General features: G+C 44.6%; 22 protein-coding genes. 14 read left to right on the forward strand and 8 right to left on the reverse strand.

What is annotated here, in order from left to right; genetic code table 11:
* Positions 1-234: 234 nt before the first annotated feature.
* Positions 235-1,044, forward strand: a complete 810-nt coding sequence (locus tag ACTXGE_RS05380; protein ID WP_435948926.1) for an enoyl-ACP reductase FabI — start codon at positions 235-237, stop codon at positions 1,042-1,044.
* A gap of 102 nt (positions 1,045-1,146) precedes the next feature.
* Positions 1,147-1,860, forward strand: a complete 714-nt coding sequence (locus tag ACTXGE_RS05385) for a YoaK family protein (RefSeq protein ID WP_443542313.1) — start codon at positions 1,147-1,149, stop codon at positions 1,858-1,860.
* 49 nt (positions 1,861-1,909) lie between these two features.
* Here the strand turns inward: ACTXGE_RS05385 and ACTXGE_RS05390 are convergent, their stop codons facing one another.
* Positions 1,910-2,071 carry a hypothetical protein gene (locus ACTXGE_RS05390; RefSeq protein ID WP_317198806.1) on the reverse strand — a complete coding sequence of 54 codons (162 nt, stop codon included), beginning with the start codon at positions 2,069-2,071 and terminating at the stop codon, positions 1,910-1,912.
* A 293-nt stretch (positions 2,072-2,364) separates the two neighbouring features.
* On the opposite strand from ACTXGE_RS05390, the gene ACTXGE_RS05395 reads away from it, so the two are divergent.
* The 3 genes from ACTXGE_RS05395 to hrpA all read left to right on the forward strand — a co-directional run bounded on the left by ACTXGE_RS05395 (position 2,365) and on the right by hrpA (position 8,806).
* On the forward strand, positions 2,365-3,786 hold the full coding sequence (locus tag ACTXGE_RS05395) for an SLC13 family permease (protein WP_443542315.1): 1,422 nt from the start codon (positions 2,365-2,367) through the stop codon (positions 3,784-3,786).
* Between the two features lie 328 nt (positions 3,787-4,114).
* On the forward strand, positions 4,115-4,432 hold the full coding sequence (locus ACTXGE_RS05400; RefSeq protein ID WP_443542317.1) for a hypothetical protein: 318 nt from the start codon (positions 4,115-4,117) through the stop codon (positions 4,430-4,432).
* Positions 4,433-4,618: 186 nt separating this feature from the next.
* The gene (hrpA, locus tag ACTXGE_RS05405) at positions 4,619-8,806 is read left to right on the forward strand and encodes an ATP-dependent RNA helicase HrpA (protein WP_443542318.1); all 4,188 of its coding nucleotides are present in this window, start codon (positions 4,619-4,621) and stop codon (positions 8,804-8,806) included.
* 704 nt (positions 8,807-9,510) lie between these two features.
* Here hrpA and ACTXGE_RS05410 read toward each other — a convergent pair.
* On the reverse strand, positions 9,511-9,864 hold the full coding sequence (locus ACTXGE_RS05410; RefSeq protein WP_435948921.1) for a hypothetical protein: 354 nt from the start codon (positions 9,862-9,864) through the stop codon (positions 9,511-9,513).
* 142 nt (positions 9,865-10,006) lie between these two features.
* Between ACTXGE_RS05410 and ACTXGE_RS05415 the strand changes: the two genes are divergently transcribed.
* From ACTXGE_RS05415 to ACTXGE_RS05430, 4 genes are all read left to right on the forward strand, one after another.
* Positions 10,007-10,615, forward strand: a complete 609-nt coding sequence (locus tag ACTXGE_RS05415) for a class I SAM-dependent methyltransferase (protein WP_443542321.1) — start codon at positions 10,007-10,009, stop codon at positions 10,613-10,615.
* A gap of 184 nt (positions 10,616-10,799) precedes the next feature.
* Complete coding sequence (locus tag ACTXGE_RS05420) at positions 10,800-11,414, forward strand: hypothetical protein (RefSeq protein ID WP_443542323.1); 615 nt, start codon at positions 10,800-10,802, stop codon at positions 11,412-11,414.
* 66 nt (positions 11,415-11,480) lie between these two features.
* Positions 11,481-13,031 (forward strand): Dyp-type peroxidase, encoded by a 1,551-nt coding sequence (locus ACTXGE_RS05425; RefSeq protein WP_443542325.1) that lies wholly within the window; start codon positions 11,481-11,483, stop codon positions 13,029-13,031.
* Between the two features lie 46 nt (positions 13,032-13,077).
* Positions 13,078-14,229, forward strand: coding sequence for a catalase family protein (locus ACTXGE_RS05430; RefSeq protein ID WP_443542327.1), 1,152 nt, complete (start codon positions 13,078-13,080; stop codon positions 14,227-14,229).
* Between the two features lie 130 nt (positions 14,230-14,359).
* Here the strand turns inward: ACTXGE_RS05430 and ACTXGE_RS05435 are convergent, their stop codons facing one another.
* A complete protein-coding gene (locus tag ACTXGE_RS05435; RefSeq protein ID WP_443542329.1) occupies positions 14,360-14,737 on the reverse strand; it encodes an MliC family protein in 378 nt (125 codons plus the stop codon).
* Positions 14,738-14,845: 108 nt separating this feature from the next.
* A complete protein-coding gene (locus ACTXGE_RS05440) occupies positions 14,846-15,766 on the reverse strand; it encodes a DMT family transporter (protein WP_443542331.1) in 921 nt (306 codons plus the stop codon).
* 112 nt (positions 15,767-15,878) lie between these two features.
* Here ACTXGE_RS05440 and ACTXGE_RS05445 point away from each other — a divergent pair, with 112 nt between their 5' ends.
* Positions 15,879-16,562 carry a DUF421 domain-containing protein gene (locus ACTXGE_RS05445; RefSeq protein WP_443542332.1) on the forward strand — a complete coding sequence of 228 codons (684 nt, stop codon included), beginning with the start codon at positions 15,879-15,881 and terminating at the stop codon, positions 16,560-16,562.
* 10 nt (positions 16,563-16,572) lie between these two features.
* On the opposite strand, the gene ACTXGE_RS05450 is transcribed toward ACTXGE_RS05445, so the two are convergent.
* From ACTXGE_RS05450 to pnuC, 4 genes are all read right to left on the reverse strand, one after another.
* Positions 16,573-17,250 (reverse strand): hypothetical protein, encoded by a 678-nt coding sequence (locus ACTXGE_RS05450; protein WP_443542333.1) that lies wholly within the window; start codon positions 17,248-17,250, stop codon positions 16,573-16,575.
* 66 nt (positions 17,251-17,316) lie between these two features.
* Positions 17,317-17,841, reverse strand: a complete 525-nt coding sequence (locus tag ACTXGE_RS05455; protein WP_443542335.1) for a TIGR00645 family protein — start codon at positions 17,839-17,841, stop codon at positions 17,317-17,319.
* 78 nt (positions 17,842-17,919) lie between these two features.
* Entirely contained in the window at positions 17,920-18,540 is a 621-nt protein-coding gene (locus ACTXGE_RS05460; protein WP_443542336.1) for an AAA family ATPase, read from the reverse strand.
* Entirely contained in the window at positions 18,485-19,192 is a 708-nt protein-coding gene (gene pnuC / locus ACTXGE_RS05465; protein ID WP_443542338.1) for a nicotinamide riboside transporter PnuC, read from the reverse strand. Before pnuC ends, ACTXGE_RS05460 begins: the two co-directional genes overlap by 56 nt.
* A 352-nt stretch (positions 19,193-19,544) precedes the next feature.
* Here pnuC and ACTXGE_RS05470 point away from each other — a divergent pair, with 352 nt between their 5' ends.
* The 4 genes from ACTXGE_RS05470 to dnaX form a co-directional block, all read left to right on the forward strand.
* Positions 19,545-20,690, forward strand: coding sequence for a beta-ketoacyl-ACP synthase III (locus tag ACTXGE_RS05470; protein ID WP_317198793.1), 1,146 nt, complete (start codon positions 19,545-19,547; stop codon positions 20,688-20,690).
* 269 nt (positions 20,691-20,959) lie between these two features.
* Positions 20,960-22,048, forward strand: a complete 1,089-nt coding sequence (gene prfA, locus ACTXGE_RS05475; RefSeq protein ID WP_443542340.1) for a peptide chain release factor 1 — start codon at positions 20,960-20,962, stop codon at positions 22,046-22,048.
* Between the two features lie 55 nt (positions 22,049-22,103).
* On the forward strand, positions 22,104-23,642 hold the full coding sequence (gene lysS, locus ACTXGE_RS05480; RefSeq protein WP_443542342.1) for a lysine--tRNA ligase: 1,539 nt from the start codon (positions 22,104-22,106) through the stop codon (positions 23,640-23,642).
* A gap of 123 nt (positions 23,643-23,765) precedes the next feature.
* On the forward strand, positions 23,766-25,288 hold a 1,523-nt coding region (dnaX, locus tag ACTXGE_RS05485; RefSeq protein ID WP_443542343.1), incomplete at its 3' end, for a DNA polymerase III subunit gamma/tau.

Raw genomic sequence — 25,288 nt, forward strand, 5'->3', positions numbered from 1 at the left:
TTGTGCAGGGTTTAAAGGGCTGTGATTATACTTGAAATAATGACAACTTCATACCGCTATGACCGATACACCGATATGTATGACTACAGTCTCAATAAGCGTACGTTGGTAATCCAGTGCAGTTAGTTTACGACTGTTTACTTAACTAAATTAATGTATAATGAGTAGCATATGACTACCATTCTCTATTAGCTCAAACCTCTAATCACGTTTATCAATTAATAAGGATATTTTATGCTACTTCAAGGACAGCGTTTTGTCGTCACAGGAATCGCCAGCAAACTCTCTATCGCATGGGCTATTGCTGAGGCACTTCACCGTGAAGGCGCTTCTCTTATTTTGACCTATCCCAATGATAAAATAAAAAAACGTGTAGATATGGCGGCCGAGAAGTTTGAAGCGGATTTGGTACTAGAATGTGATGTGGCGTCTGATGACTCTATTGCTGCCTGTTTTGAGCAAGTGACCCAGCATTGGGGTGATGGTATTGATGGCGTAGTACACGCGATTGGTTTTGCACCGATGGATCAGCTCGATGGCGACTTTGTGAGTGCCACAACTCGCGAGGGCAGTCACATTGCTCATGACATCTCAAGCTATAGCTTTGTGGCATTAGCCAAAGCGGCGCGTGAACTTTTAGCAATGCGTCACGGTTCGATGCTGACGTTGACCTATGAAGGTAGCATCTCGGTATTGCCAAACTACAATGTAATGGGCATGGCAAAAGCCAGCCTTGAGGCTAGCGTGCGCTATTTGGCAACCTCTATGGGCGGTGAGGGTATTCGCGTTAATGCTATATCAGCAGGTCCTATCCGCACGCTTGCGGCAAGCGGTATCAAATCTTTTCGAAAAATGCTCGATATCAGCGAAAAAATCGCTCCCTTGCAGCGCAATGTCAATCAGACGGAAGTTGGTAATGCCGCGTTATTCTTATTATCACCATGGGCATCTGGTATCACAGGTGAAATTATGTTTGTCGATGCAGGCTTCAATACCGTTGCTATCAGTGAGCAGCTCATGATGCTCGATGAAGCTGATAAGTAACTTTGTAAACTACGTCAATATGTTCTACATTCAAAAGGCAGCCAATCGGCTGTCTTTTTTGGTTATAATAATCCACTTTTGCTTACCTGCTACTGAGCGCTTATGATTACCAAATTACCAAGATGGATACTCTGGGGCGGGGCAGTACTAGCCTTTAGCGCAGGCTCGGTCAATACCATAGCGCTGATGGGCTTTACTAATCTATCCGTCTCACATGTCACTGGCAATGTCAGTCTATTCTCAGCCGCCATTGCTTACTTTGATGGTCGCAGCATTTTGTATATTGGCGCATCCTTGCTGTCATTTTTAGCAGGCGCTATTTTGAGTGGCTTTGTCATTGGGCAGACCTCTCTTAAATTAGGCCGACGTTACGGACGAGCATTGTATATCGAGGCGGCATTATTATTGCTGAGCCACTGGTTGTACCAACAGCAGGATTACTTAGGACAGCTGGCTGCTGCTATGGCTTGCGGATTACAGAATGCTATGGTCGCAACCTACAGTGGCGCCGTCATTCGTACCACACATCTAACAGGCCTGACCTCAGACATGGGTGCGGCGATTGGTAATTGGCTGGCAGGGCGCTCTATCAGTAAGCCGACGCTTGGTTTTCAAGCGATTATTTGGTATTGCTTTTGCGGCGGCGGGGTAGTCGGGGCGTTTCTTTATGCCAAAATCTCCTACGGCGCTTTGTTTGTCCCCATAATAATCGTGCTTATCGCCGCCTTTGTCTATAACCACGCTTCAGATCGCTTGCCTGAAAAGCGTCAACTTGCAGACCCCAATTTGCACAAAAAAAAGCGCTCATCATCATGATAAGCGCTTCGTCATTACTCTTGCTAAATAACTATTACAAAGATATCAGTTACTTCTCTTCTTCTTCATGATCTTCATGATCATGCATGCCTTGCATCATATCGAGTGCTGAATCATCCGTACGTTGCTGATCTTTTTTGGCTAGATCATCTTGATTAATGTCAGTAGGGGCAACTTTAGTTGTTGGGTCCGGCTTATTACGATCCGTCATACGGTACTCCTGTTGGTTTATCATATGCCTAGGTTTTTGTAGATTATAGACATTTACTCATTTTGAGTGAACCTATCAATTATGTAATACGAAGTTTGACTTGTACAGACGCTAATGAGGTCTGTTTGGTATCGATGTGTAACGATGAACAGGTATAAAAAATACTTATATAGTGAATAAAAGATAGTATGCTAATACTCTAAATCGACAAAAATTTGTTAAAATGACCAAGTTTATCTTCTCATAAGGGACTCACTTCCCATACGACTCAACATCAGTGACAAGGACATTGTATGTCAGAATCTAAATTAGATAGCCACTTGCCAAAGGATGGCAACGAGTATTTATTTACCGACACTTTCCCTAAAGGAACGGGAAAAGGGCTAATAGTCGTCGCTATAGCGGCTGTCATTAGTTTTATTATTTATAATGTATTACCCTTTGATAACAGCGCCAATAAAGGTCTGGCTCTACTATTCTTTATTGGTGCCTTATGGCTAACCGAGGCGCTACATGTCACTATCACTGCCTTGTTAGTCGTGGTCATAGGAGCTTTGATAGGGATTCCTGATTTTAGTGCCAAGATTGGTTTACAGAGCTTTGCCAGTCCTATTATCTACCTGTTCTTTGGTGGGTTTGCTTTGGCCGCCGCCTTGCATGTACAGCAACTGGATAGAAAAATCGCCTTAAAAATCATCTCCATGTCAGGCGGTAAGCTTGGTACTGCAGTGTTTTTGATATTTGGCGTTACCGCGTTCTTATCGATGTGGATCTCTAATACCGCAACCGCCGCTATGATGCTGCCTCTAGCACTAGGTATCTTGACGCAAGTGGATCGCGAAAAAGACCGCGGCACCTTTGTGTTTGTGCTCTTAGGTATCGCTTATTCAGCCAGTCTTGGCGGACTAGGTACGATTGTAGGATCGCCACCCAATGCCATCGCCGCAAAAGCGCTCGATATCGCCTTTGTTGATTGGATGAAGTTTGGTATTCCTATCATGCTCGTCATGCTACCGCTGTTACTAGGCGCGATGTATTTGGTACTCAAGCCCAATCTTAATCGGCAAGTCACCATCTCCGACGAAGCGCCTATTCCTTGGAATCGTCCTAGAGTCGTGACCATCATCGTCTTTATCATCACTGCGCTAAGCTGGATATTCTCCAAAAAGATCGGTGCCGCGCTCGATATTGCGGATACCGATGCTATTATCGCGCTGTCAGCGGCGGCCGCTGTGGTCAGTTTGGGCTTGGTATCTTGGAAGCAAGTCTCTGATAATACCGACTGGGGCGTGCTCATGTTATTTGGTGGCGGTATTGCGCTATCGACAGTGCTCAAAGTCTCAGGCGCATCCCTAATACTTGGTCAAACTGTCGCCAATGCTTTATCTAGCGCGCCGATTATTGTCGTTATGATTGCCATATCTGCTTTTATTATCTTCTTAACTGAATTTGCCTCTAACACCGCGTCTGCTGCGTTATTAGTTCCTGTGTTTGCCGCCATTGCTGAGCAAATGGGCTTGCCGCAAGAAGTGCTGGTCTTGGTCATTGGTATCGGTGCATCGTGTGCCTTTATGCTGCCAGTCGCCACGCCGCCCAATGCCATCGTCTTTGGCACAGGACTCATCAAGCAATCTGAGATGGTGCGCACAGGGGTAGTGCTTAACCTGATCTCAACCGTCGCTATTGGGCTTTGGGCGTATTTCTTTTTACTATAACTCTTGCATACTACAAAACTTACTTCTCCCGATGTTTAAGCGAGTCTTAGACATCGGGATTTTGTTATCATCAAAAGCAAAAGACTAAAAAGCAGGGCCTCAGCATGACACAATGACAAGCATACAAATATGCAGGTTAGCGCTCAGCGCTTTTTCATACTCTGCCTCGGCGCTCGTCCCTCGCGCAAAAGCACACGCTTTGCATAAGCAGTAGGACATAGACAAGGATAGTTTAGGTAATCGCCCTCAAAAGTGATACAGTGCTATAGATAGAGTAAGTCTTAAAGTCAACCCATTAAAAGCATTTAGATAAAGGATACGCACCAATATGGCTCTAAATATGCACTTCAAAAACGGCATGATCCGTAAAACGCGCGGTTATATCTCAGATGATCTCATTCCCACCCTTTATCAAATTCATGACAATAGCAGTTTTGCACAATTAACTTGGCTTATTGATAACCTTTATGACAACCCAGAGATTGAGCCTGATATTGCCAAGGCACTCGCTGATGAGTTAGTTGCGTTTGAGACCTTGATACTATCTATGCATCTACCTTTCCCTAGAATACCACTACAAAAATTGCATACTTTCTTTACGCAGGCGGCTACTAATGAGCAGGTTATTTATACGCGTAGTGAATAACTGTGCCAGCCTATACCTCTTAATCTTATAAAGCTACTAGATCGATAAGCAATGAGCTTATGAATGAGTATCTTGCGAATTGGCAAAAGATATCTCGTTGCTAAGCGAACACAAACCTATCTTGAATCACGCCCAAAATATCCCCATAATCTAAGCACTTTTAAATAATAAATAGCCTAAGCAAATATGTCTAATACCGTAGAACAGACTAAATATTCTAAAGAATCAAAAAACCTAAACATTCCTGATACCTTACCAGTCCTTGCCAAAGACAGCTATTACCTGAGCCGTCTTGAGCGTGAGCTGGCACGGGCCGCTGTCGTTAAAAACAAACACACTGATGCTGATAACCACGCTATTAGTGATAAACGCGACAAAGCCCAGCAAGAGCTTAGCAAAAAACGCGCGCAATATGACAAGATCAAATCCCGCTCACAGCAAGCAGTGCAGGCGCGTATAGAGAGTATTCCTGAGGATTTGCCTGCCAAACTCAACCTTGATTTGCCTGTTAGTCAGCGTGCTGATGATTTGGTGCAAGCGATTATCGATAACCAGGTCATCATCGTCGCAGGGGAGACCGGTTCAGGTAAGACCACCCAATTGCCAAAATTGGCGATGCTAGCTGGTCGCGGTATTACGGGACAAATAGGGCACACCCAACCCAGACGACTAGCGGCGAGAAGTGTTTCTAACCGTATTGCTGAAGAATTGGGCGAAAAGCTTGGCGATACCGTCAGCTTTAAGATTCGCTTCAACGAGCAAGGTACCGCGCAGTCTGTCGTCAAGCTGATGACCGACGGTATTTTGCTCGCAGAATTGGGTCACGATCGGTTTTTGAGTAAGTATGACACCATCATTATTGATGAGGCGCACGAGCGTAGTCTTAATATTGACTTTATTATGGGTTATCTCAAAAAGCTCTTACCCAAGCGTCCCGATTTAAAGGTCATTATCACCTCGGCGACCCTTGATACTCAGCGTTTTAGCGAATACTTTAGTCGTTATGATAATAAACTCAAACGGCAAGTTAATGCGCCTATCTTTAATGTTGAAGGGCGCAGCTTCCCCGTTGAAGTGCGCTATCGTCCTTTGACGGATGAGCCAGTAACCAGCTCAGATGATGACAGCTATGATGACTTTGAAGAGAACTTGCCGCGCGCAGTGGTTGCCGCAGTCGAGGAGTGCTTTCATGACGCCCAAAGTAAAGGGCACGCCGATCAAGCTGATATTTTGATATTTGCGGCCACCGAAGCCGAGATTCGCGAGCTTCAAGACGTGCTAGAGCGTCATGGCCCTAAGCATACTGAGGTATTACCGTTGTTCGCCCGTCAGACGTATGAGGAGCAACAACGGATTTTTCAGCCATCAGGTCGTGGTCGCCGTATCGTTATCGCGACCAACGTGGCTGAGACTGCATTAACCGTGCCTGGTATCCGCTATGTGATTGATTTAGGTTTTGCGCGCATATCACGCTACTCGTATCGCTCGCGCGTGCAGCGTTTGCCTATTGAGGCGATCTCACAAGCTGCTGCCAATCAACGTAAAGGTCGCTGTGGCCGTGTCGCGCCAGGCGTTTGTATTCGCTTGTATTCTGAGGAGGATTTTAGCGGTCGTCCAGAATTTACCGAGCCTGAGATTCTACGTACTAACTTGGCATCTGTTATTTTGCAGATGGCAAATCTGCGTCTAGGTAGCGTTGATGATTTTGAGTTTATTGAGCCGCCTGATAGTCGCTTAGTCACGGATGGGCATAAACTGCTCGATGAATTAGGCGCAATTGCTTCCAAAAATGAGCAGACTACCACTCAAAATAGCAAGCATAAGCGCAAACCAACTCTCGATCATTTGCGTTTGACACCAACTGGGCAAAAGATGGCGCGCATGCCAATTGATCCAAGGCTGGCACGTATGCTGGTTGCAGGTAGCGATTTTGATTGTATTCGTGAAATGCTTATTGTGGTGGCTGCCCTTGCGGTACAAGACCCGCGTGAACGTCCCGCCAATAAGCGCCAGCAAGCCGATCAAAAACATGCCGAATTTCGTCAAGATGACTCGGACTTTCTATTTTATTTGAGTCTATGGAAGGCCCTGTTTGAAAAAGACGAAGACGGTAACAAGCTCTCTGGTAACCAGCGTAAGCAATTCACCAAAAAGAACTATTTAAGCTTCCCGCGCGTACGCGAATGGAGTCAAACCCATCGCCAACTGGTGCAAATGGTTACGGATCTTAAGCTTACTGACAAAGAAAATAGTGAAGCCGTTAATAGTGATCCTACCAGTATAAATGATGAAGAAATCAAAGCGGTGAAGTATGCTAATTTGCATCGCGCCTTGATGACAGGGCTGCTCTCAACCATCGCGCACAAGACAGAGAGCCGCGGTGAGTATCTCGCTGCCCGCCAGCAAAAAGCCAAAATCTTTCCAGCCAGTACGGTGTTTAAGCAAGTACCGCCATGGGTGATGGCCTTTGAAGTCGTTGAGACCTCGCAAGTCTTTATGCGCACGGTTGCCAAGATTGAGCCTGAGTGGATTATCTCCGCCGCGGGCAACCTGCTCAAATACCACTACTTTGAGCCGCATTGGTCAAAGAAGACAGGACGCGTCAAGGCTTACGCACAGATTAGTCTCTTTGGTTTGATTATTATCGGTAAACAGCTGACCAACTACGAACAAGTCAATTTAAGCGAGTCGCGGGAAATCTTTATTCGTGACGGTTTAGTGACCGGTAATTTGGGCCGCGCCGCGCCATTTTTGCAACATAATATGGACAAGATCGCTCATGTTGAGCGTATCGAAGACAAATTGCGTCGCCGCGATTTATTGGTCGATGAAGAGTCGCTGTACCAGTTCTATGATAAAAAGATTCCTGAGCACGTTGCTAGTCGCAAAGCCTTTGAAGATTGGCGCGCTGAGGTGGAGAAGAGCGATAACAAGTATCTATTCTTCACTGATGATGATGTGCTCAATAGCCAAGCACCAACGACAGGCGACTTCCCAGAAGTATGGCAATTGGGCGATTTAAAATTGCCACTACGCTACGTCTTTGATCCTGCCAGCGATGACGATGGGGTGACCATTCGTGTACCACTTGCTGCATTGCCGCAGCTGGATGCTATTGAGCTGTTATGGGGCGTGCCAGGTTGGCGTTATGAGCTGGTATTGCAACTACTCAAATCTCTACCCAAAGACATTCGCCGCCAAATCGTACCTATCCCAGATACCGCCGATAGTTTGTTCGATGAATTGCAGCCTGATAGCGGACAGGGTCTGCTCAAGCAGCTTTGCCAAGCCCTAAACCGCCGCGGCATTATGTCGGTCACCCCTGATAAATTTGATCCCTCTAGTATTGATCGATATCTGCAACCGCAAATCTGCGTCGTCGATGACAAAAACCGTATCATAGAAAAAGGTCGCGATCTTGAGACCTTACAGATTCGTCATGCCAGCGAGACCAGTCAAGCAGTGAACGAGCAACAAGGGGTGCATACCGAGTTCCCTGAGCACTATAACTTTAGCAAGAATCGCCATAGCGCAGGCGTGGTGATGAAACAATTCGCTGCCTTGGTCGCTGATAGTTCAGGCACCGCGGTGTCTATTCATCAATATACTGATGTCAACGCCGCTCTAAAAGCGCACCGTATCGGTGTACTAGCACTGATTAAGTCCAAGCTTGGCGCCAAACAAAAACAGCTGACGAGCCAAATCGACAAAATATTTAAACTGGCTTTTGCCCCGCTTGGCGATATGGACAAGCTCAAAACCATTGTGATTGATGCCACTTTGGATGCGACATTAGAGGAGCATTACGTCCTATTTGATCACAGTAACGACTTGCCTGAGAGTGCGGATAGCATTGCCGTCGGCTTGAGTGAGGAGCTGCCCTTTACTAGCGATGAGTATAGCCAAACACTAGAGGTAGTACAAAGCAACTTTTTGTTGACCGGTCAAAGCGTCATCAAAACCCTCAAAAACGTTTATACGCGCTGGCAACGCATCCGCCAAAGCCTACTGATGCTCGATCGCGAGATATTTGGCGAGTCAATCGACGATATCGAAGATCAGCTTGAGGACTTGCACCTATCGGACTTTATTTACCGTATGGACTATAGCCATTGGCAACAATACCCACGTTATCTAGAGGCATTAGAAGTGCGTATCGAGCGCCTTGAGCATAACTTGGAGGCCGATCTTGATGGCGTCTACGCCTTGGATGTGCACATGGAGCGCCTGAGCAATCGTGCTAGCGATGCAGCCATCAGTGACTACCGCTGGATGGTAGAGGAGTACCGCATTCAACTGTTTGCACAACCGATGAAAACCCGCATGGCAGTCTCACCGAAGCGGCTTAATAAAGCATGGGATGAGACTCGTTAAAAAATTATATACTGCCAGAAAATCATAGATTTTCTCTTGCGCTAGGATAAAGGTCTCCCAGACCTTTATCCTCTCCTAGCTCATAGCGTTGCAAGGTGCTTTTCACTAAGAGCAGTCCTTAAGGAGATTTTTTAGGACGCGTTAAAAAATCGCGCTGCCAGAAAATTATAGATTTTAAGAGAACGACGATGATCATCAATCATAAATTACTACTATTAGCAGTTATACCTGTCATATTTGTAAATACAGGCTGTGCCAAAACTTCGGCGAATACGGACCATGACGACAAGTCCACAATAGAAAAACAAGTAAAATTACAGGGTAAGTTTAAGAGAAGCTTTGAGATTCATGAGCTTAGCTCTAATGAGATAACCTACTACGTGTCAGACCCAAAACAGGTATTAACTCAACATCCCAAAGGCGTAAAGCAGATAGGGTACTATAGATATTTTGATACTTGCGTCATCGGAAGCGTTAGCTCTACGAGTACATATGGACCCCTAGGTAAATATCAAAGTCAGGTTACAGTGCATAGGTTATGTTAGTAATCCATAGGCCACGTTACGAAATACGGATACAAAAAACAACCCCATGATTAAAATCATGGGGTTGTTTTGCTTTAATTTACAAATTTATTTTGTCGAAATTCAACAGCAAAGCTGCGCTAAAGTATGCTTATTTGCGCTTATTTGCGCTTATTTTACTTAGTTACTGCTATTTTCCTTGAGCACTCCCATGCTATAAAACAAAAAGGCAACAGCTGATATGACGATAAGAAATGGCGTGAGTAACCAGATAGTAATATTGATCAGTAGTGATGACAGCGCTCCGTTAAACATAACATAGTTAGGCGCTACGGCATCTCTGACAATATCGATAGCGCATTTTACGATAGGAAAGAGCAAAGTACTGATGCCAAGAGTGAGGGTATACTTATCAAAGCTAGGATCGACGAGTAAAACGGCAAAGTAAAATACCGCAAAAAAAGTAATACTTAGTGCTAAGCATTTAAAGATATAGCTTAAATGAATCACAGGAAGCTCCTTATTCTCACTCATAGCATATTTAAACCAAGCCATTCAACAATTTCTATTTAATGAATATATTATATGTTATTAATTGAATATACAAGTAAACTGAGCAGACAAGTGTATTTTTAAAACGGGATTGGATGATTACTTACTCAAGGCTGCAATTAATATGTGGAACGAGCGTTATAACGAAGCAGAATATGTCTTTGGTACTGAGCCTAATGACTTTTTAAAAGCGCAGTTTGCACGGATACCTGCTGGCGGGCGCGTGCTCTGTCTAGCAGAAGGCGAGGGCAGGAATGCAGTGTTTTTGGCTGAGCAAGGCTATCAGGCGACCGCTATGGATTTATCCGAAGTGGGTTTAAACAAAGCGATAAAGTTAGCTATTGAGCGAGGCGTTGACATCACCACTCAAGTCGCTGATTTGGCTGATTATCAGTTTGGTATGGGACAGTGGGATGGCATCGTCTCTATTTGGGCGCATCTGCCGCCTAAAATAAGGCAGTATGTGCATGCTCAAATTGTGCTCGCACTAAAACCTAATGGGGTATTGATTGTTGAAGCTTATACCGAGGATCAACTTGAGATGGACGCTATCGGTGGTCCCCCTGACGCGCAAAAGGAGCGCTTTAGCTCACTAAATAACTTGCAAACGGAACTGACTGAGTTGGTACAAATTATTGGCACCGAAAAACAGCGTGTGATATCTGAGGGCAAGCGTCATCAAGGACTAAGTGCTGTGGTTCAGTTTGTTGGACGTAAAACGTTGGAATTTTAAATACTAGAAAATAAAAACACTATTATTTCTAACTAGAATACCGTTTAGTACTTGTACTGTTTCATTTTGAAATATGACAAATGTTCGTGATATGTTCTATTTTGTGTGAATAGCTTAATAAGTTTTGAGTCATAAACTCTATTTGCTAAGGTACGGCATCATCAATTAAGAGAGGAGAAATACTGTGAGTAGTCAAGAACAAAAAGACCATACTGTCAACAACTCAGAAGATCTAAAGAGTAAATTCACTGAGTCTATTGATGCCTTCAAGCTACGAGCTGAACTATTGGTCGCCAACTTAAAGGAAGGCGGTGATGATGGTTATGATCATTCGACGACTAACGCCGGCGAGAAAGGCCTAAAGTCAGGGAAAGTCTCTGAGCTTACGGTTATAGCCCCCTTAAAAGAAGGCGGCGCTGAACGTCTAAAAGAGATTTTAAAAATAGCAGGGGGTAATCTAAAAGGTGCAACACGAGTAGGAACCTTGCACGATCTGCGCTTTGTATTTATAGATGATGATACTAGAGTGCTGTTCTGTACGGCCTACGATGGCGACTGGGATCCTTACATTGATGACTTTGCGACCAAAATTCCTGAATTAATGGATATTTTATTTGGCAATGTAAAAGGCTGGCCTGGCATCAAAGACCCAAGTGTCAAACAGTTTATCTTAGACCACCAAATTACCGCTGCTGGCTGGTATGTTGGAGTGCCGCATCTCACTGTACAAGACATCCGCCGCCATGAGCGCATTGTAAAGGGGATCAACAAAGCTTTGGATGAAGCTCAAGCGAATTAAGTATTGAATCTTTCAATCTAAAAAATTCTGAATTATATTCCAGAAACTAAAAAATAGGGTTCATCTATGAGTAGAGATAATAATAAGAGACCACTGTCTGAATTGACTGATAAATTGCAGAACTTCAAAGATGAGTTCGGCAATCCTGTTGAAGACAGTAGCTTTGAGACATGGTTTAGAGATATCAAAGAAGAAGTGGGCGAAAGTATTGAGGCGATGACTCGTAAAGCACGCGGAGTTTTCAACCCTAATCTAGTGACAATGGCGCTAGATAATATTCAATCTATCGTGCTACGTGAGCGTCCAACGCCCTATTTTGGCACAGTAGTGGCGCTAAAAGTTAACGATGAGGCAGTTGGACGACAACTACTAGCCAAAGTGTTGCCTGATGTGACTGGGAGTCAAGGATGGCATAATGATATGCAAGCCACGTTATCTATTGTGATAACTTACGAGGGGTTAGAGGCGTTGGGCGTGCCGCATTCTTCACTTGATAGTTTCCCTGAGTCGTTTAAAGCTGGTATGGCCGCGCGTGCTGAGCAGTTGCATGATTTTGATGTCAATGCCCCTGATAATTGGATAGCACCTTTTGGTGATAAAGGCGATATCCACGTAGGCGTAGCTATCATTGCTGATACCAAAGAGAAATGGCAAGCCAAACTTGATGAGCTTAAAGATAATCTCAAAGATCACATTGATGATCACAATCCTGCCCATGGTGATATAGAGATATTGATGGAGCAGAACTTTGGTTCAAACAATACTGTCAAGAACGTCTTCGGTTATCGCGACGGTATCAGTAATCCTGAAATCAAAGGCAGTGGCATTCAAACGCCGCCTAGCCATGATGGCGATCCTATTGCTGCAGGCGAGTTTGTACTGGGTTATGAAGGGGAGGCAGGTACTGTGGCACCAATGCCGCAGCCTGAAATCTTGGGCAAGGATGGCTCGTTTATGGTGCTACGCGCTTATCATAGTCACGTTGCTGCCTTTAATAAGTATCGTAAAGACAACACCGATGATGAACAGGAGGCAGAGCTGCTCGGTGCAAAAATGTGGGGGCGCTGGCGATCAGGCGCGCCGCTCATCTTATCTCCTGATGCGGATAATCAAGCATTGGGTGATGACCCGAGTCGCAACAATGACTTCGGTTATAAAGGCGATCCTTACGGCAAAAAGTGCCCGTTTGGCGCACACGTACGGCGCATGAATCCGCGCGATAGCAAAGACTTTATCTTATCTGATGTGCGTATTCACCGCATTGTCAGACGTAGTGTTGGTTTTGGCGAGGTCGTGCCACCTGAGGTAGTCGAGGACGATGGTAAGGATCGCGGCCTGTTCTTTATCGGTATCAACGCGCATGCGATGGAAACCGTAGAATTCTTACAATCACAGTGGATTAATGATGGCAACTTTATGAGCTTAGGGGAAGAAAAAGACCCAATGGTTGGCTTACATGATGCTAATAAGGACAGTGATGCTGATACCTTTACCGTACCCGCTGATCCAATTCGCAGGCGCTATCACGGTATCGAAACTTTTAATACCTTGCATGGCGGCGAGTACTTCTTTATTCCAAGCTTGTCAGCACTACAATGGATTAGCGAGTTATCTTAACCTTTACCTATGGACACGACTCAACTAATAAAAACGAGGATCTTTTATGCTAAAAAAGTTATTTAAAACAAAATACGTCCCCTACGATTCAAAATATATTGAACTTAATGCAGAAGATGAACGCAATATTCGTACCATCACTGACGATATTAAAAGCTATATTGCTCGAAGCGATAAAGCTAGCGATATAAATTACCATACACGTGATGCTCATGCTAAAGGTTACTGTGCATTAAAAGCCAAGTTTGAGATCTTGGATGATATTCCTGCCGAGTACGCTCAAGGTCTCTATGCCAAATCTGGCATTCATGACGCTGTGATTCGATTGTCTAACGGTTCATCAAGAGTATTTGCGGATCGTAAACTTGGATTTGCGCAGGGTTTAGCGATTAAAGTTTTTGATGTGCCGGGCGTAAAGTTAGCGCCAGGAGAAGAGGATAGTACGACTTTTGACTTCAACTTCATCAATCATCCTGTTTTCTTTTGCAATAGAATTCAAGAGTATACCTATCTGTCAAAACTATTTTTAGAGTTGCCCAAATATACGGAAAATGGCGTACTAGGCAAGGCACAATTGGCTTTTAATTGGCTGACCAACTACGGCTCTAGACTGCCAACCAAAGAGTCAATAAAAACCTTTAAAGCGATCGGCGGCTTTACGACTATTGAGCCAAAAAATACTTTATTATATGACTTTTATTCGCAGGGTGTAATGCGCCATGGCGACTACATGGCCAAGATACGCGCCACACCTACAGCAGCTTCCGTCAAAAAGATAACGCGCCGTGAGGTAAAGGTAGACGCTCGCGAAGAGGCAATTCGTCCCCTAATTGTAGAAGAGATTCGTGAACATGATTATCAGTTTGATATTCATATTCAGTTGTGTCGTAATCTCAAAAAGCAGCCAATCGAGGAGATCACCACCGAATGGAAAGAGTCAGATGTGCCATTTGTCACCGTCGCGCGTTTGACCATTCCATGCCAAGATGTACCTGATGATGGCAACTTTGAGATTATGGAACATCTATCATTTACACCATTTCGCTGTCTTGAAGAAAATCGCCCTATTGGTAATCTCCAACAGTCCCGCCTAAAAGCTTATCAGATTGCCTCTGAGACTCGTCATACACTCAATGATGTCAAGCGCCAAGAGCCTAAAAGTCTTAAAGAGACTTTTGATAAATCTTTTATTACATAGTTCTGATAGCGATAAAAGGATTAAAAGTAGAGTTACAAGCCAAAAAAAGCCCATACGAATATGGGCTTTTCTATTTATAAATTATTACTGTTGTAGAATATCATTAACGAACAAGTCACCTTTATATTTATTATAGTTGGCAGTTGACTTGATACTGTTGACCGTTGTCTGTTGAGATAGTCATGATGCCATAATCTGCTTTAGTCTGCCAGTCATAAGTAGTTTGTGGATTGACGTTGTTGACGTAACGCGCGCCAGAGCCTGATACGGCTTGCTCTGTTCTGACTACAGCATTGCTTAGGCCAACTTTAGGCAAAGTCACGTTTAGATCAGCGACTTGACCGTTTGCTGAGTAAGTGGCAACGATAGCGCCATTGTCTTCACAAGTGAACGACTGCACTACAGGCTGGGCAGATGGAGTAGGGTCAGGCATGGTTGGTACAGGCGCGCTAGTGGCACAGGCAGCTAAGAATAAAAAGGCAGGCGTTACAGCTAATAGTTTTTTCATAATGTCCTCAATTTTGTTGGTAGATGGGAAAGACGTTATCATATCGCTAATCTCAAATCGAAACGTTGTCATTTGGCATCATAGCGGTATACCGAATGTTTCAATATATTACGCAGATGTTTTAGTAGTATTTTTGGTAAGTACAAATATGAATACAGCGCCAAGTATGACAAGGCTTGAAAGTATAAAAGACAAGGTCAATTGCTCAGATAAAAATACCACGCCTGCCAGCGCGGCAAGGACAGGCACACAAAACTGTACGACGGCAGCTTGCGTGCTTTTAAGTAGCGGCATGGCCACGTACCACAGGCAATAGCCAATTCCAGAGGTCACGGCACCTGACACCCCAGCCAATAGCACCCCTTCAACACTCACTTTTGCTAGGTAAGGTAGGGCCACGAGTAGTAATATAGGCAGAGCAACTAGGCTACGCACAAAGTTAAACCCTGTTGCTCGTAGCGGCGAGATGCAGGCTTTGCCTCTGATGCTATAGACGCCCCATGCGATACCACTTAGCATCATAACAATCGCCCCATAGAGTGACGGCACGGCAGCTGATGGCAGCATCAGATATACAAAACCCATAAAGGCTACTGCCAAAGCAATCCATTGAACAATACTTAAGCGCTCCTTTTGATAAATACCCCAACCGATCATCGTAAATTGGACAGCTGCGAACAAAATCATCGCACCAGTACCAGTATCTAGCTCGACATAAGCCAGCGAAAAGCAAAGCGCATAGATAACTAAGCTTAAACTACTAAGCCAGCTGCCCTTATCGCTAAGTATATGGTCACTAAGTATATGGTCACCTAGTATACGGTCGCTGAGTACGACAGCGGCCTCTGACGACTTTAAGCGCCTAGCATGGACTATCATGATGATTATCAAACAAACTGCGCCGCCAAGCAGCCGAATAATAGTAAAACTCCAAGGATCGATATAGCCCTCAGATAATGCCATGCGGCAAAGTAAGGAGTTTGCGGCAAACGCCAGCAAAGCTGCTATCGTGTATAGGGATGCTCTCAAATGAATCCTTACTGCCTAATAAAAAAGTTAGCTGATATAAAAGCGTATGGGTGCCATAAAATGTAGTATAGTTTTGCCCCTATTCATCACTGTCATATATAGAGTAACCAATATGGATTGGGCAAAGATATTTATTCATGACACCACGTGGCTGTTTGGCATAGAGATTATATTGCGCGCGGCGATTATGTTTGTCATGATTATTGTGTTTCTACGCTTTACCGGTAAGCGCGGTGTTCGTCAGTTGTCTATTTTTGAGCTGACCATTATCCTGTCGCTAGGCTCTATCGCCGGCGATCCGATGTTCACAGAAGACTTGCCGATTATACAAGCACTTATCATTATGAGTGTGGTCATTTTGCTATATCGATTATGTACCTGGGCGATGATGAAGTATCAACCTCTGGAGAATCTACTAGAGGGAGAAGCGATATACATTGTAGAAGATGGCATGCTGGTCCTTGATAAGATCAAAAAAGGCAAAATGTCGCACGATGAGTTCTTTGCCGAGATGCGTCAGCAAGGCATTGAGCATTTAGGTCAAGTGCGTACTGGTCTGCTGGAGACTGACGGCACTTTTAGTGTGTTGTTATACGCGCCTGATAATACAGGCTTTGGTTTGCCCTTATTTCCTAAACAATATCAGGCGACTACAGAGGTTGAGGATAATACCTACTACGCGTGCATGCACTGCGGACATGTCGACTATATTAGCCAAAATGATGAGCTATGTTCGCGCTGTGAGAACAACTGCCGCGACTGGGCAAAAGCGCTCAATACCAAGATTGTCAGATAATAAAGTGGCGCTATTGATTAGCATTCACCATACGCAGATCTGCAATCATCTGCTCTAAGTGAGCTTTACCTTGTGCGCTCCAGACATTGTACATGCAGTTATTTGGGGTCACGACATAAGCAAGCCAAGACGCAGTAGGATTGCCACCCTCATGACCATAACCCACTTTGCTACCATCAGTATAATAGATATTGTAGGGCCAGTCATAAGCGGCCTCATCAGGATCTATGATACCGGTATTGGCAACGCCGTACATGCTACGGGTATTAGGCAAATCATAAGCGACGCCCCAGCCTCCTGAAAAACGAGCACGGCGCACACTGTGTCGAGCGATATGCGCCTCTGCTTGCTTGGGCAGCGCCAAAATTGGACACACAGATCTATTTTCTGATTTTAGCCACTCTTGATGATAAATAGCATCGGTATCGCTGATAGTGATCGCAGGACTCGTCCAAGGGGCTTTGGGTTCGGCGCTGTCATTCAATGCATCATCTATATTGGTATTGTCAGTAATGCTAGTGCTACTCATATCGATTGATGTTGCAGAAGTCTTTGCGCTATTAGTAGATTGGATTGCCGCTCTATCAGTAGGCAGATTAGTAGTGGGCAAGTTAGACTGACAAGCTGTCATAGCCATACTTAGCACAGGAGCAGCGATTAACAAAGAAGGTTTGTATAAACGTATCATAATTAGTTCTCAACTTTTAAAATTTGAATTTTAGCTTTGTTTTTATACTAGTGATAATGAACACTATCAGTGTTTTTTGGTGTCGCCTACGATCTTGTCCATAAAGGCAAATAGCAGACCTGATACTACAAACGCCATATGAATGATAACCTTCCACATTAGTTTATCTGTATCAATATCAGTCATGTTGCCTGATATATCCATAAAAGATTTAAGCAGATCAATTGCAGAAATTGCAACGATGGCTCCTATAACTTTAAGTTTAAGACCAGAGAAGTCGACTTTACCCATCCAACTGGGGCGATCAACATGCGTACCTGTCTCTATTTTAGATACAAATATCTCGTAACCACTAAAGATGATAATAAGCAGCAGGCTAGCGACCAAAGAGATATCGACCAGTATGAGTATATTAACAATCACCTCTGATACGGATGCGTCGAAGACTTGAGAAAGGGTAAGCCATAACTTTTGAATAAATTTTATAAACAGTACGATAATACCTATGATTAAACCCACATAAAATGGGGCTAATATCCAGCGACTGTGAAATATCATCTTCTCTAAAGTATATTCAATTTTCTTTAGCATCTTAGTCTCTTAAGCGGTGTGAACGAAAAAGTATCTAAGCATAGCTTAATAGTAAATATTAAAGGCGCAAATAAATGGCTAACCAGTATGGTTAAGTGAGTTTAACCATTTACTTACTTGCTGCACCCGCTCGTCTCTTGTGCCGCCGATACGCTTGAAATTTTTATTATATCTATTTAAGTGTGTTTCAAAATAATCGCTAATGTCGTCGCGTTTATGCGGCGCATCTCGCAAGTCATCAGCGACCCAAGGCACATCAACCGCCGTCAACAGGATCAAATCATAGTGATGCGCTAGAGCGGCGCGTTTGAGTGCTGGCGGACAATCACCATAGTACCAGTTAGCATAGACCATCAGCTCAAATAGGCTAGTATCACAGAATAGATAAGCTTGAGAGTGACCGTTGTTTATTGCCGTTTGCGCGGCCTCTTCAGTAAGCTGGTTTTCAAGGGCTACCTGGCCTTGCGCAATAGGTAAGAGATCGTCCCAAGTACAGCTAAGCTGCTGCTTATCCCACTTATCTTGCAAAAATTCCCGCATATATTCAGGTGCCCACGGGCTTTTAAAGCGCGCGGCCAAATCTCGACATAAGGTAGTCTTGCCCGTACTCTCAGCACCCAAAACTGCCACCTTAAATACCGATTTAGGCGACTGCTGGATCAAATTGTTGCTGCATACGGTAGCGTCGTTGCCATTCATAATATGCCCAGATTGCAATCAAGGTGAATACTACGTACTGTAGCGAGGTAAAGGTATAACCCTTGTAGAAGTAAAGCGGTACTGAGATGGCATCGGCGACTATCCATAGTAGCCAGTGCTCAATCTTGCGACTGGCCATTAGCCACATCGCCATCAAAAACAATGCTGTGGTTAGCATATCGGTATAATCGACCCATGTAAATAAATGCGCGCCTAATACCACACCATCAAAGCTAAAGTCATTGCTGATGACAGGACGAAAGTAGTAAATCAGCGCCACAAAGGCAACGGTCGCCGAACCGAGCAAAGCAAGCGTTGGTAAATCGCTAGCACTAATATGCTCAATACTGATCTCATCATTAGGTGTAAGCTCTTGAGTGCCTTGCTTATTTTTAGTCCAGTTATACCAGCCGTACAGACCCATAACGGTATAGTAGAAGTTGATAAACATGTCACCGAATAGTTGCCATTGCCAGAGCAGATAGACAAAAATCCCTGTGCTAACAAGACCCACAGGGAATACTAAAACGCTTAGTTTGCGCGCGAGTAGTACGCTTGTGATGCCGAACATAACGGCGATGAGCTCAAGTCCGATAAATAGAGTAGAGTAGTCAGCGTATTGACCAAACAGCCAATTAAAAATTTCAGTCATGAGCGTCTCGTGAGGGTTGGTATTGTTTCTTAGGTTCAAGTAGGAGATTCAGGTACTACTTACGAGCTAATAGTCATATCATGTGCGGTAAGCTGTTTGATTATAGCTTAGACTCGCGAGTAATAATAAGCGCGTATCACTATTAAACGTGAACCAATTTTTATCGAGAATTGATTATTTGTAACAAAGTATTAGAAAAATAAGATTATTCAGGCATAATAAGACCATAGGTTTAAGTTTACAGTCATACACTCAATACGATAAGTTCTACTTGATAAACGCATCGCTATAAAAAGAGATATGACAACTTTTTAATTTTCGCTTAACACTAAGCAGGACAAGGAAGCTTATTATGACGACTTGTATTACAGGCACAGGCCTTTATATTCCGCCTTATAGCATCAGTAATGAAGAGCTCGTAGATTCATTTAATCAGTATGTTGAAAACTATAATAACGAGCACGCTGACGAGATCGCAGCAGATACCATGACGGCGCTAGAGCCCTCATCAGCCGCCTTTATCGAAAAGGTCTCTGGCATCAAGTCCCGCTACGTCATGGAAAAAGACGGTATCTTAAACCCTGAAATAATGGCACCTGTCATCGCCTATCGCAACCTTGGTGAAGAGCTGTCTGTTATGGCTGAGATGGGCGTTGAAGCGCTCAATAATGCTCTAAAAGATGCAGGGCTTGAAGCCAATGATTTGGACGGCATTATCCTCGCCTGCTCAAACTTTCAGCGCACCTATCCTGCTGTCGCCATCGAGATCCAAAACGAGATCGGTATGATCGGCGGCTTTGCTTATGATATGAATGTGGCGTGTAGTGCGGCAACTTTTGGTCTCTCACAAGCTTATGGCTCTATCGTTTCAGGTCTTGCCCGCCGCGTAGCAGTCGTCAACGTTGAGATTACCTCAGCGCATCTCAACTGGCGTAACCGTGATAGTCATTTTATCTTTGGGGACGTCGCAACCGCGTCTATCGTCGAAGAGCTAGATACACCTAAAGGTTATGAGATACTAAGCTCTAAGCTATTCACACAGTTTTCAACCAATATCAAAAACGAATACGGCTTTATGGATCGCTCAGAGTTTTTGGCAGCTGAAACTCAGATGTACCCTGACATTAAAGAGCCTGTCACTGACAAATTATTCTTACAAAATGGCCGCAAAGTGTTCCGCGAAGTATGCCCCAAAGTCTCTGAAGTCATCACTGAGCATCTGCACGAGAACGATATGCAGGCAAGCGATGTCAAGATGATGTGGCTACATCAAGCCAACGCCAATATGTTAGATCTTATCTTGCGTACGGTCATCGGTAAAGAGGCAGACAAAGCGATCGTACCGAGCGTCATTGCAGAGTTTGCTAACACCAGTTCAGCCAGTCCCATGATTGTCTTTCATAGACACAAGGACGATCTACAATCTGGTGATTTGGGCGTGATTTGCTCCTTTGGCGCAGGCTATTCAATAGGTTCGGTGTTGGTGCGCAAGGTGTAGAATTTAAGTCGTCTAAGTAAAATAGCTAAGAGTAATCTTAGCTATTTTTTTGCTTAAAATTTGGACTTAATGAATGACAACAGATCTATAGCACTTTGATTTTTAGCGCAGCAAGTGTAGACATTTTGCTAATAAGCTTTTACGTCTTATAGTGAATTACCTTGTTATAAAGTGTGCTGTCATGAATTATTACGTACAGGTTTTATTGTGATGGCAAAAATTTGCTATAATCGCTCTCTTATTTTACTTTTTTAGATGACTATCCTGTTATGAAAGAATCCCTGCGCCTGCGTTTAGACCAAATGGTAGACCGTTATGAAGAGGTCACCGCGCTGTTATCAGATCCAGATATCATCAGCGATAATAATAAATTTCGTGAACTCTCTGTTGAACATAGTGATTTGATGGAGATTACGACGCTGTGGCAAAACTACGGCCGTGCGGAGCAAGATCAAGCCGATGCTGAGATCATGCTAGAGGACGCAAGCGATCCTGACATGAAAGAGATGATGCAGGATGAGATCGATACAGCACGCGCGGCGATCGTAAAGATGGAAGAAGATCTCAACGTCATGATGCTGCCCAAAGACCCGAACGATAAAGTGCCGGCCTTTCTTGAGATACGTGCTGGTACAGGCGGCGATGAAGCGGCGATCTTCTCAGGCGATTTGTTTCGCATGTACCAAAAGTACGCACAAGCTCAAGGCTGGACGCTGGATGTATTATCCGCCAATGAAGGCGAGCATGGCGGCTATAAAGAAATTATTACCCGCGTCTCAGGTAATAGTGTCTATGGTCGTCTAAAGTTTGAGTCGGGCGTTCACCGTGTCCAGCGCGTGCCAGAGACTGAAAGTCAAGGCCGCGTCCATACCTCAGCCTGTACTGTCGCTATCATGCCTGAGGTTGAGATTGATGATACTGTGGATCTCAATCCTGCCGATATCAAGATGGATACCTTTCGCTCCAGCGGCGCAGGTGGTCAGCACGTAAACACTACGGATTCTGCAGTGCGCCTAACGCATATACCGACAGGGACAGTGGTTGAGTGTCAGCAAGAGCGTAGCCAACACAAAAACCGCGCCCATGCGATGAAAATGCTGATCTCTAAAATTCAGCAAGTCAAAGTACAAGCGCAAGTCGATGTCGCCGATGAGATTCGTCGTGATTTGGTCGGTAGTGGCGATCGTAGCGAGCGTATTCGCACTTACAACTTCCCGCAAGGGCGCATGACTGATCACCGCATTAACTTAACCCTTTATAAGCTGGATGCGATTATGGAAGGCGATTTGGATGAGCTGCTTGACGCGCTATTGCGTGAGCATCAGGCGGATCTGATGGCGAGTATTGGTGGTGAATAATACTGCTTAACCTAATAATCTATATTAAAACAAACCTATTGAATTTGAGATTTCTATGTCAAAGCCCAACAATCAAAACGTCGATGAACAAGCCCCAACTATCGAGGAAGCAAATGAGCTTATTGCACAACTACAAGCTAAACTCGATGATATCGTAGCGTCTGGTAAGCCCCCTTATCCTAATCAGTTTAAACGCACTGATTACGCGCAAGATCTACAAACGGCTTTTGAGGGCGTTAGCAAACAAGAAATCGAAGAAAAAGCGGCCAATGGTGATAAAACCCAAGTCAATGTCGCAGGTCGCGTCATGCTTAACCGCGGCTCGTTTATCGTCATTCAAGACATGAGTGGTCGTATTCAGCTCTATGTGGCACGCAAAGAGCTCGATGAAGAGACATTGGCTAGTATAAAATCGCTTGATTTGGGCGATATCGTTGGTGTGTCAGGATATATCGGACGCTCAGGTAAAGGCGATCTGTATGTGCATATCGAAGCGTTTACTTTGCTCACCAAGTCGCTGCGTCCGATGCCTAATAAATTTCATGGCCTAGCTGATACCGAGGCGCGCTATCGCAATCGCCATTTGGATCTTATGACCAATGAGACCACGCGTAACACCTTTATGATTCGTAGCCAAGTGATTAGTGGTATCCGCAAATTTATGCTGAATGAGCGTTTTATGGAAGTGGAGACGCCGATGATGCATCCCATTCCAGGGGGTGCGGTGGCGCGTCCGTTTGAGACCCATCATAATGCGCTAGATATGCCACTATATCTGCGTATTGCACCAGAGCTTTATCTCAAGCGCCTAGTCGTTGGCGGCTTCGAGAAGGTATTTGAGATTAATCGTAGTTTTCGTAATGAAGGCGTTTCAACTCGTCATAATCCTGAATTTACCATGATTGAGTTTTATCAAGCGTACGCGGACTATCACGATTTGATGGATTTAACTGAGCGCCTATTCAATCAGTTGGCGATGGATATTTTGGGCACGACCGAGATCACCTATCAAGACGAGGCTATTAGCTTAAAAGCGCCATTTGCACGTCTATCAATGTCAGATGCTATCGCGCAATATGCCGAAAACTTTGACATGGCGCGTATTAATGATCGTGATTATCTAGCGGACTATGTAAGCAATACTTTGCATCAGCCAGTGAACGACGTGTTTGGTGTGGGTAAGCTAAAAACCATCGTCTTTGAAGAGACTGCTGAGCATAAGCTTCGTCAACCGACCTTTATTACGGAGTATCCTGCGGAAACTTCACCGCTTGCTCGCCGCAATGATGACAATCCTGAGATTACCGATCGATTTGAGCTGTTTATTGGTGGTCGCGAATTGGCAAATGGCTTTAGCGAGTTAAATGACCCTGCCGATCAAGCAGAGCGTTTTCGCGGACAAGTTGCCGAAAAAGACGCGGGCGATGATGAAGCCATGCATTTTGATGAAAAGTACATCGAAGCCTTATCTTACGGTTTGCCGCCAACGGCAGGCGAGGGCATTGGCATCGATCGCTTAGTCATGCTATTTACCGACTCAGCGAGCATCCGTGATGTGATCTTGTTCCCGCATATGCGCCCAAAAGCGGACTAGTCTGTACTTGCTAGTAGCCGTTGAACAAAAGATAAAATCTATAGAGATTGAATAAGAAGCCAGACGAGAGTACTGGCTTTTTGCTATAATAAGCCCTCTAACCACTTAGCATAATGGATAGCTATGTCGCAGCAATATCAAGTCCTCGCGCGTAAGTACCGTCCCAAGAACTTTCACGAATTGATTGGGCAAACGCACGTCTCCCAAGCATTAATCAACGCCATTGACTATAATCGCTTGCACCACGCTTATCTGTTTACCGGTACTCGCGGCGTTGGTAAGACGACGATTGCGCGCATTTTATCCAAATGTCTAAACTGTGACACGGGCATTACCAGTACGCCCTGCGGCGTCTGTGATAACTGCGTGGCAATCGATCAAGGGCGCTTTATTGACTTAATCGAGATTGATGCGGCCTCACGGACAAAGGTTGAAGACACACGCGAATTGCTAGATAACGTGCCTTATGCACCAAGTCAAGGTCGCTACAAAGTATATCTTATCGATGAAGTGCATATGCTATCGACGCACAGCTTTAACGCACTACTCAAAACCTTAGAAGAGCCGCCTGAACATGTAAAGTTCTTACTCGCGACCACTGATCCACAGAAACTACCGATTACTATCATCTCACGCTGCTTGCAATTTGTACTGCGTCCATTGCCGCAGACGCTACTTAGCGAGCATTTAGCTAATGTGCTTACGCAAGAGCAAGTCAGCTATACGCAGCCTGCGCTATGGCAGCTGGCGAGTGCGGCAAAAGGCTCGGTGCGTGATGCCTTATCCTTAACCGATCAGGCGATAGCCTTTGGTCAAGGCGGCCTCGATGATGCCACTGTTAATGCGATGCTGGGACTCATAGATGCCGCTGACTTGGTGCGCTTAATTACCGATATTTACAACCATAATAAGTCCGCAGTTGCCGCGCACATTGAGCAGATGCGCGCGCAAATGGTTGATGCAACGAGCATGTTTGATGGACTTACTGAGCTTTTGCATCAATTAGCACTGACCCAGTTATTACCTGAGGTGGCGCTCAATGTAAATGAAGCGCAAGCACAAGATATTAATGCTCTGGCTGGGCATATTAGCCCTGATGTCTTGCAACTATACTACGAGATTGTCGTGCAAGCGCGCGAGGGTATCAAGCTTGCTAGTACACCGATGCAAGCGCTTGAGATGTGCATTCTACGTCTGCTCGCGTTCCGCCCTTTGCCTGTTGATCACATACTAGCCCCAGTTATAGAGCAGGACAATAGTCTATCTAGCGGACACGTCTCCTCATCGCATCAATCTGAGCCTTATGATATCAGTCAAGACAATAGCGATATCTCTAGGGAGTCGCTACAGGGTTTTCAGTACTCTAGTCTAGACCCTGCCACAGATAATGAGCCGGCCGTATCTGAACACAACTTAGTGCAGATGAATAGTGATGATAAAAAAGACAGTATTGAAGAAAATAATACGAATGAATTACTTGTCACTGAAATAGCAGATAGTATAAACCCACCAGAACCAGAACCAGAACCAGAACCAGAACCAGAACCAGAACCAGAACCAGAACCAGAACCGATTGCTGAGCCGATTGCTGAGCCGATTGCTGAGCCGATTGCTGAGCCGATTGCTGAGCCGATTGCTGAGCCGAT

The organism is Psychrobacter sp. T6-4 (genome assembly GCF_052258425.1).
GTDB lineage: Bacteria > Pseudomonadota > Gammaproteobacteria > Pseudomonadales > Moraxellaceae > Psychrobacter.

What these genes read in the sequence shown, in the direction of transcription:
- ACTXGE_RS05380 (WP_435948926.1), top strand. Translation starts at nt 235, where the DNA reads ATGCTACTTCAAGGACAGCGTTTTGTCGTCACAGGAATCGCCAGCAAA.
- ACTXGE_RS05385 (WP_443542313.1), top strand. Translation starts at nt 1,147, where the DNA reads ATGATTACCAAATTACCAAGATGGATACTCTGGGGCGGGGCAGTACTA.
- ACTXGE_RS05390 (WP_317198806.1), bottom strand. Translation starts at nt 2,071, where the DNA reads ATGACGGATCGTAATAAGCCGGACCCAACAACTAAAGTTGCCCCTACT.
- ACTXGE_RS05395 (WP_443542315.1), top strand. Translation starts at nt 2,365, where the DNA reads ATGTCAGAATCTAAATTAGATAGCCACTTGCCAAAGGATGGCAACGAG.
- ACTXGE_RS05400 (WP_443542317.1), top strand. Translation starts at nt 4,115, where the DNA reads ATGGCTCTAAATATGCACTTCAAAAACGGCATGATCCGTAAAACGCGC.
- hrpA (WP_443542318.1), top strand. Translation starts at nt 4,619, where the DNA reads ATGTCTAATACCGTAGAACAGACTAAATATTCTAAAGAATCAAAAAAC.
- ACTXGE_RS05410 (WP_435948921.1), bottom strand. Translation starts at nt 9,864, where the DNA reads ATGAGTGAGAATAAGGAGCTTCCTGTGATTCATTTAAGCTATATCTTT.
- ACTXGE_RS05415 (WP_443542321.1), top strand. Translation starts at nt 10,007, where the DNA reads ATGTGGAACGAGCGTTATAACGAAGCAGAATATGTCTTTGGTACTGAG.
- ACTXGE_RS05425 (WP_443542325.1), top strand. Translation starts at nt 11,481, where the DNA reads ATGAGTAGAGATAATAATAAGAGACCACTGTCTGAATTGACTGATAAA.
- ACTXGE_RS05430 (WP_443542327.1), top strand. Translation starts at nt 13,078, where the DNA reads ATGCTAAAAAAGTTATTTAAAACAAAATACGTCCCCTACGATTCAAAA.
- ACTXGE_RS05435 (WP_443542329.1), bottom strand. Translation starts at nt 14,737, where the DNA reads ATGAAAAAACTATTAGCTGTAACGCCTGCCTTTTTATTCTTAGCTGCC.
- ACTXGE_RS05445 (WP_443542332.1), top strand. Translation starts at nt 15,879, where the DNA reads ATGGATTGGGCAAAGATATTTATTCATGACACCACGTGGCTGTTTGGC.
- ACTXGE_RS05450 (WP_443542333.1), bottom strand. Translation starts at nt 17,250, where the DNA reads ATGATACGTTTATACAAACCTTCTTTGTTAATCGCTGCTCCTGTGCTA.
- ACTXGE_RS05455 (WP_443542335.1), bottom strand. Translation starts at nt 17,841, where the DNA reads ATGCTAAAGAAAATTGAATATACTTTAGAGAAGATGATATTTCACAGT.
- ACTXGE_RS05460 (WP_443542336.1), bottom strand. Translation starts at nt 18,540, where the DNA reads ATGAATGGCAACGACGCTACCGTATGCAGCAACAATTTGATCCAGCAG.
- pnuC (WP_443542338.1), bottom strand. Translation starts at nt 19,192, where the DNA reads ATGACTGAAATTTTTAATTGGCTGTTTGGTCAATACGCTGACTACTCT.
- ACTXGE_RS05470 (WP_317198793.1), top strand. Translation starts at nt 19,545, where the DNA reads ATGACGACTTGTATTACAGGCACAGGCCTTTATATTCCGCCTTATAGC.
- prfA (WP_443542340.1), top strand. Translation starts at nt 20,960, where the DNA reads ATGAAAGAATCCCTGCGCCTGCGTTTAGACCAAATGGTAGACCGTTAT.
- lysS (WP_443542342.1), top strand. Translation starts at nt 22,104, where the DNA reads ATGTCAAAGCCCAACAATCAAAACGTCGATGAACAAGCCCCAACTATC.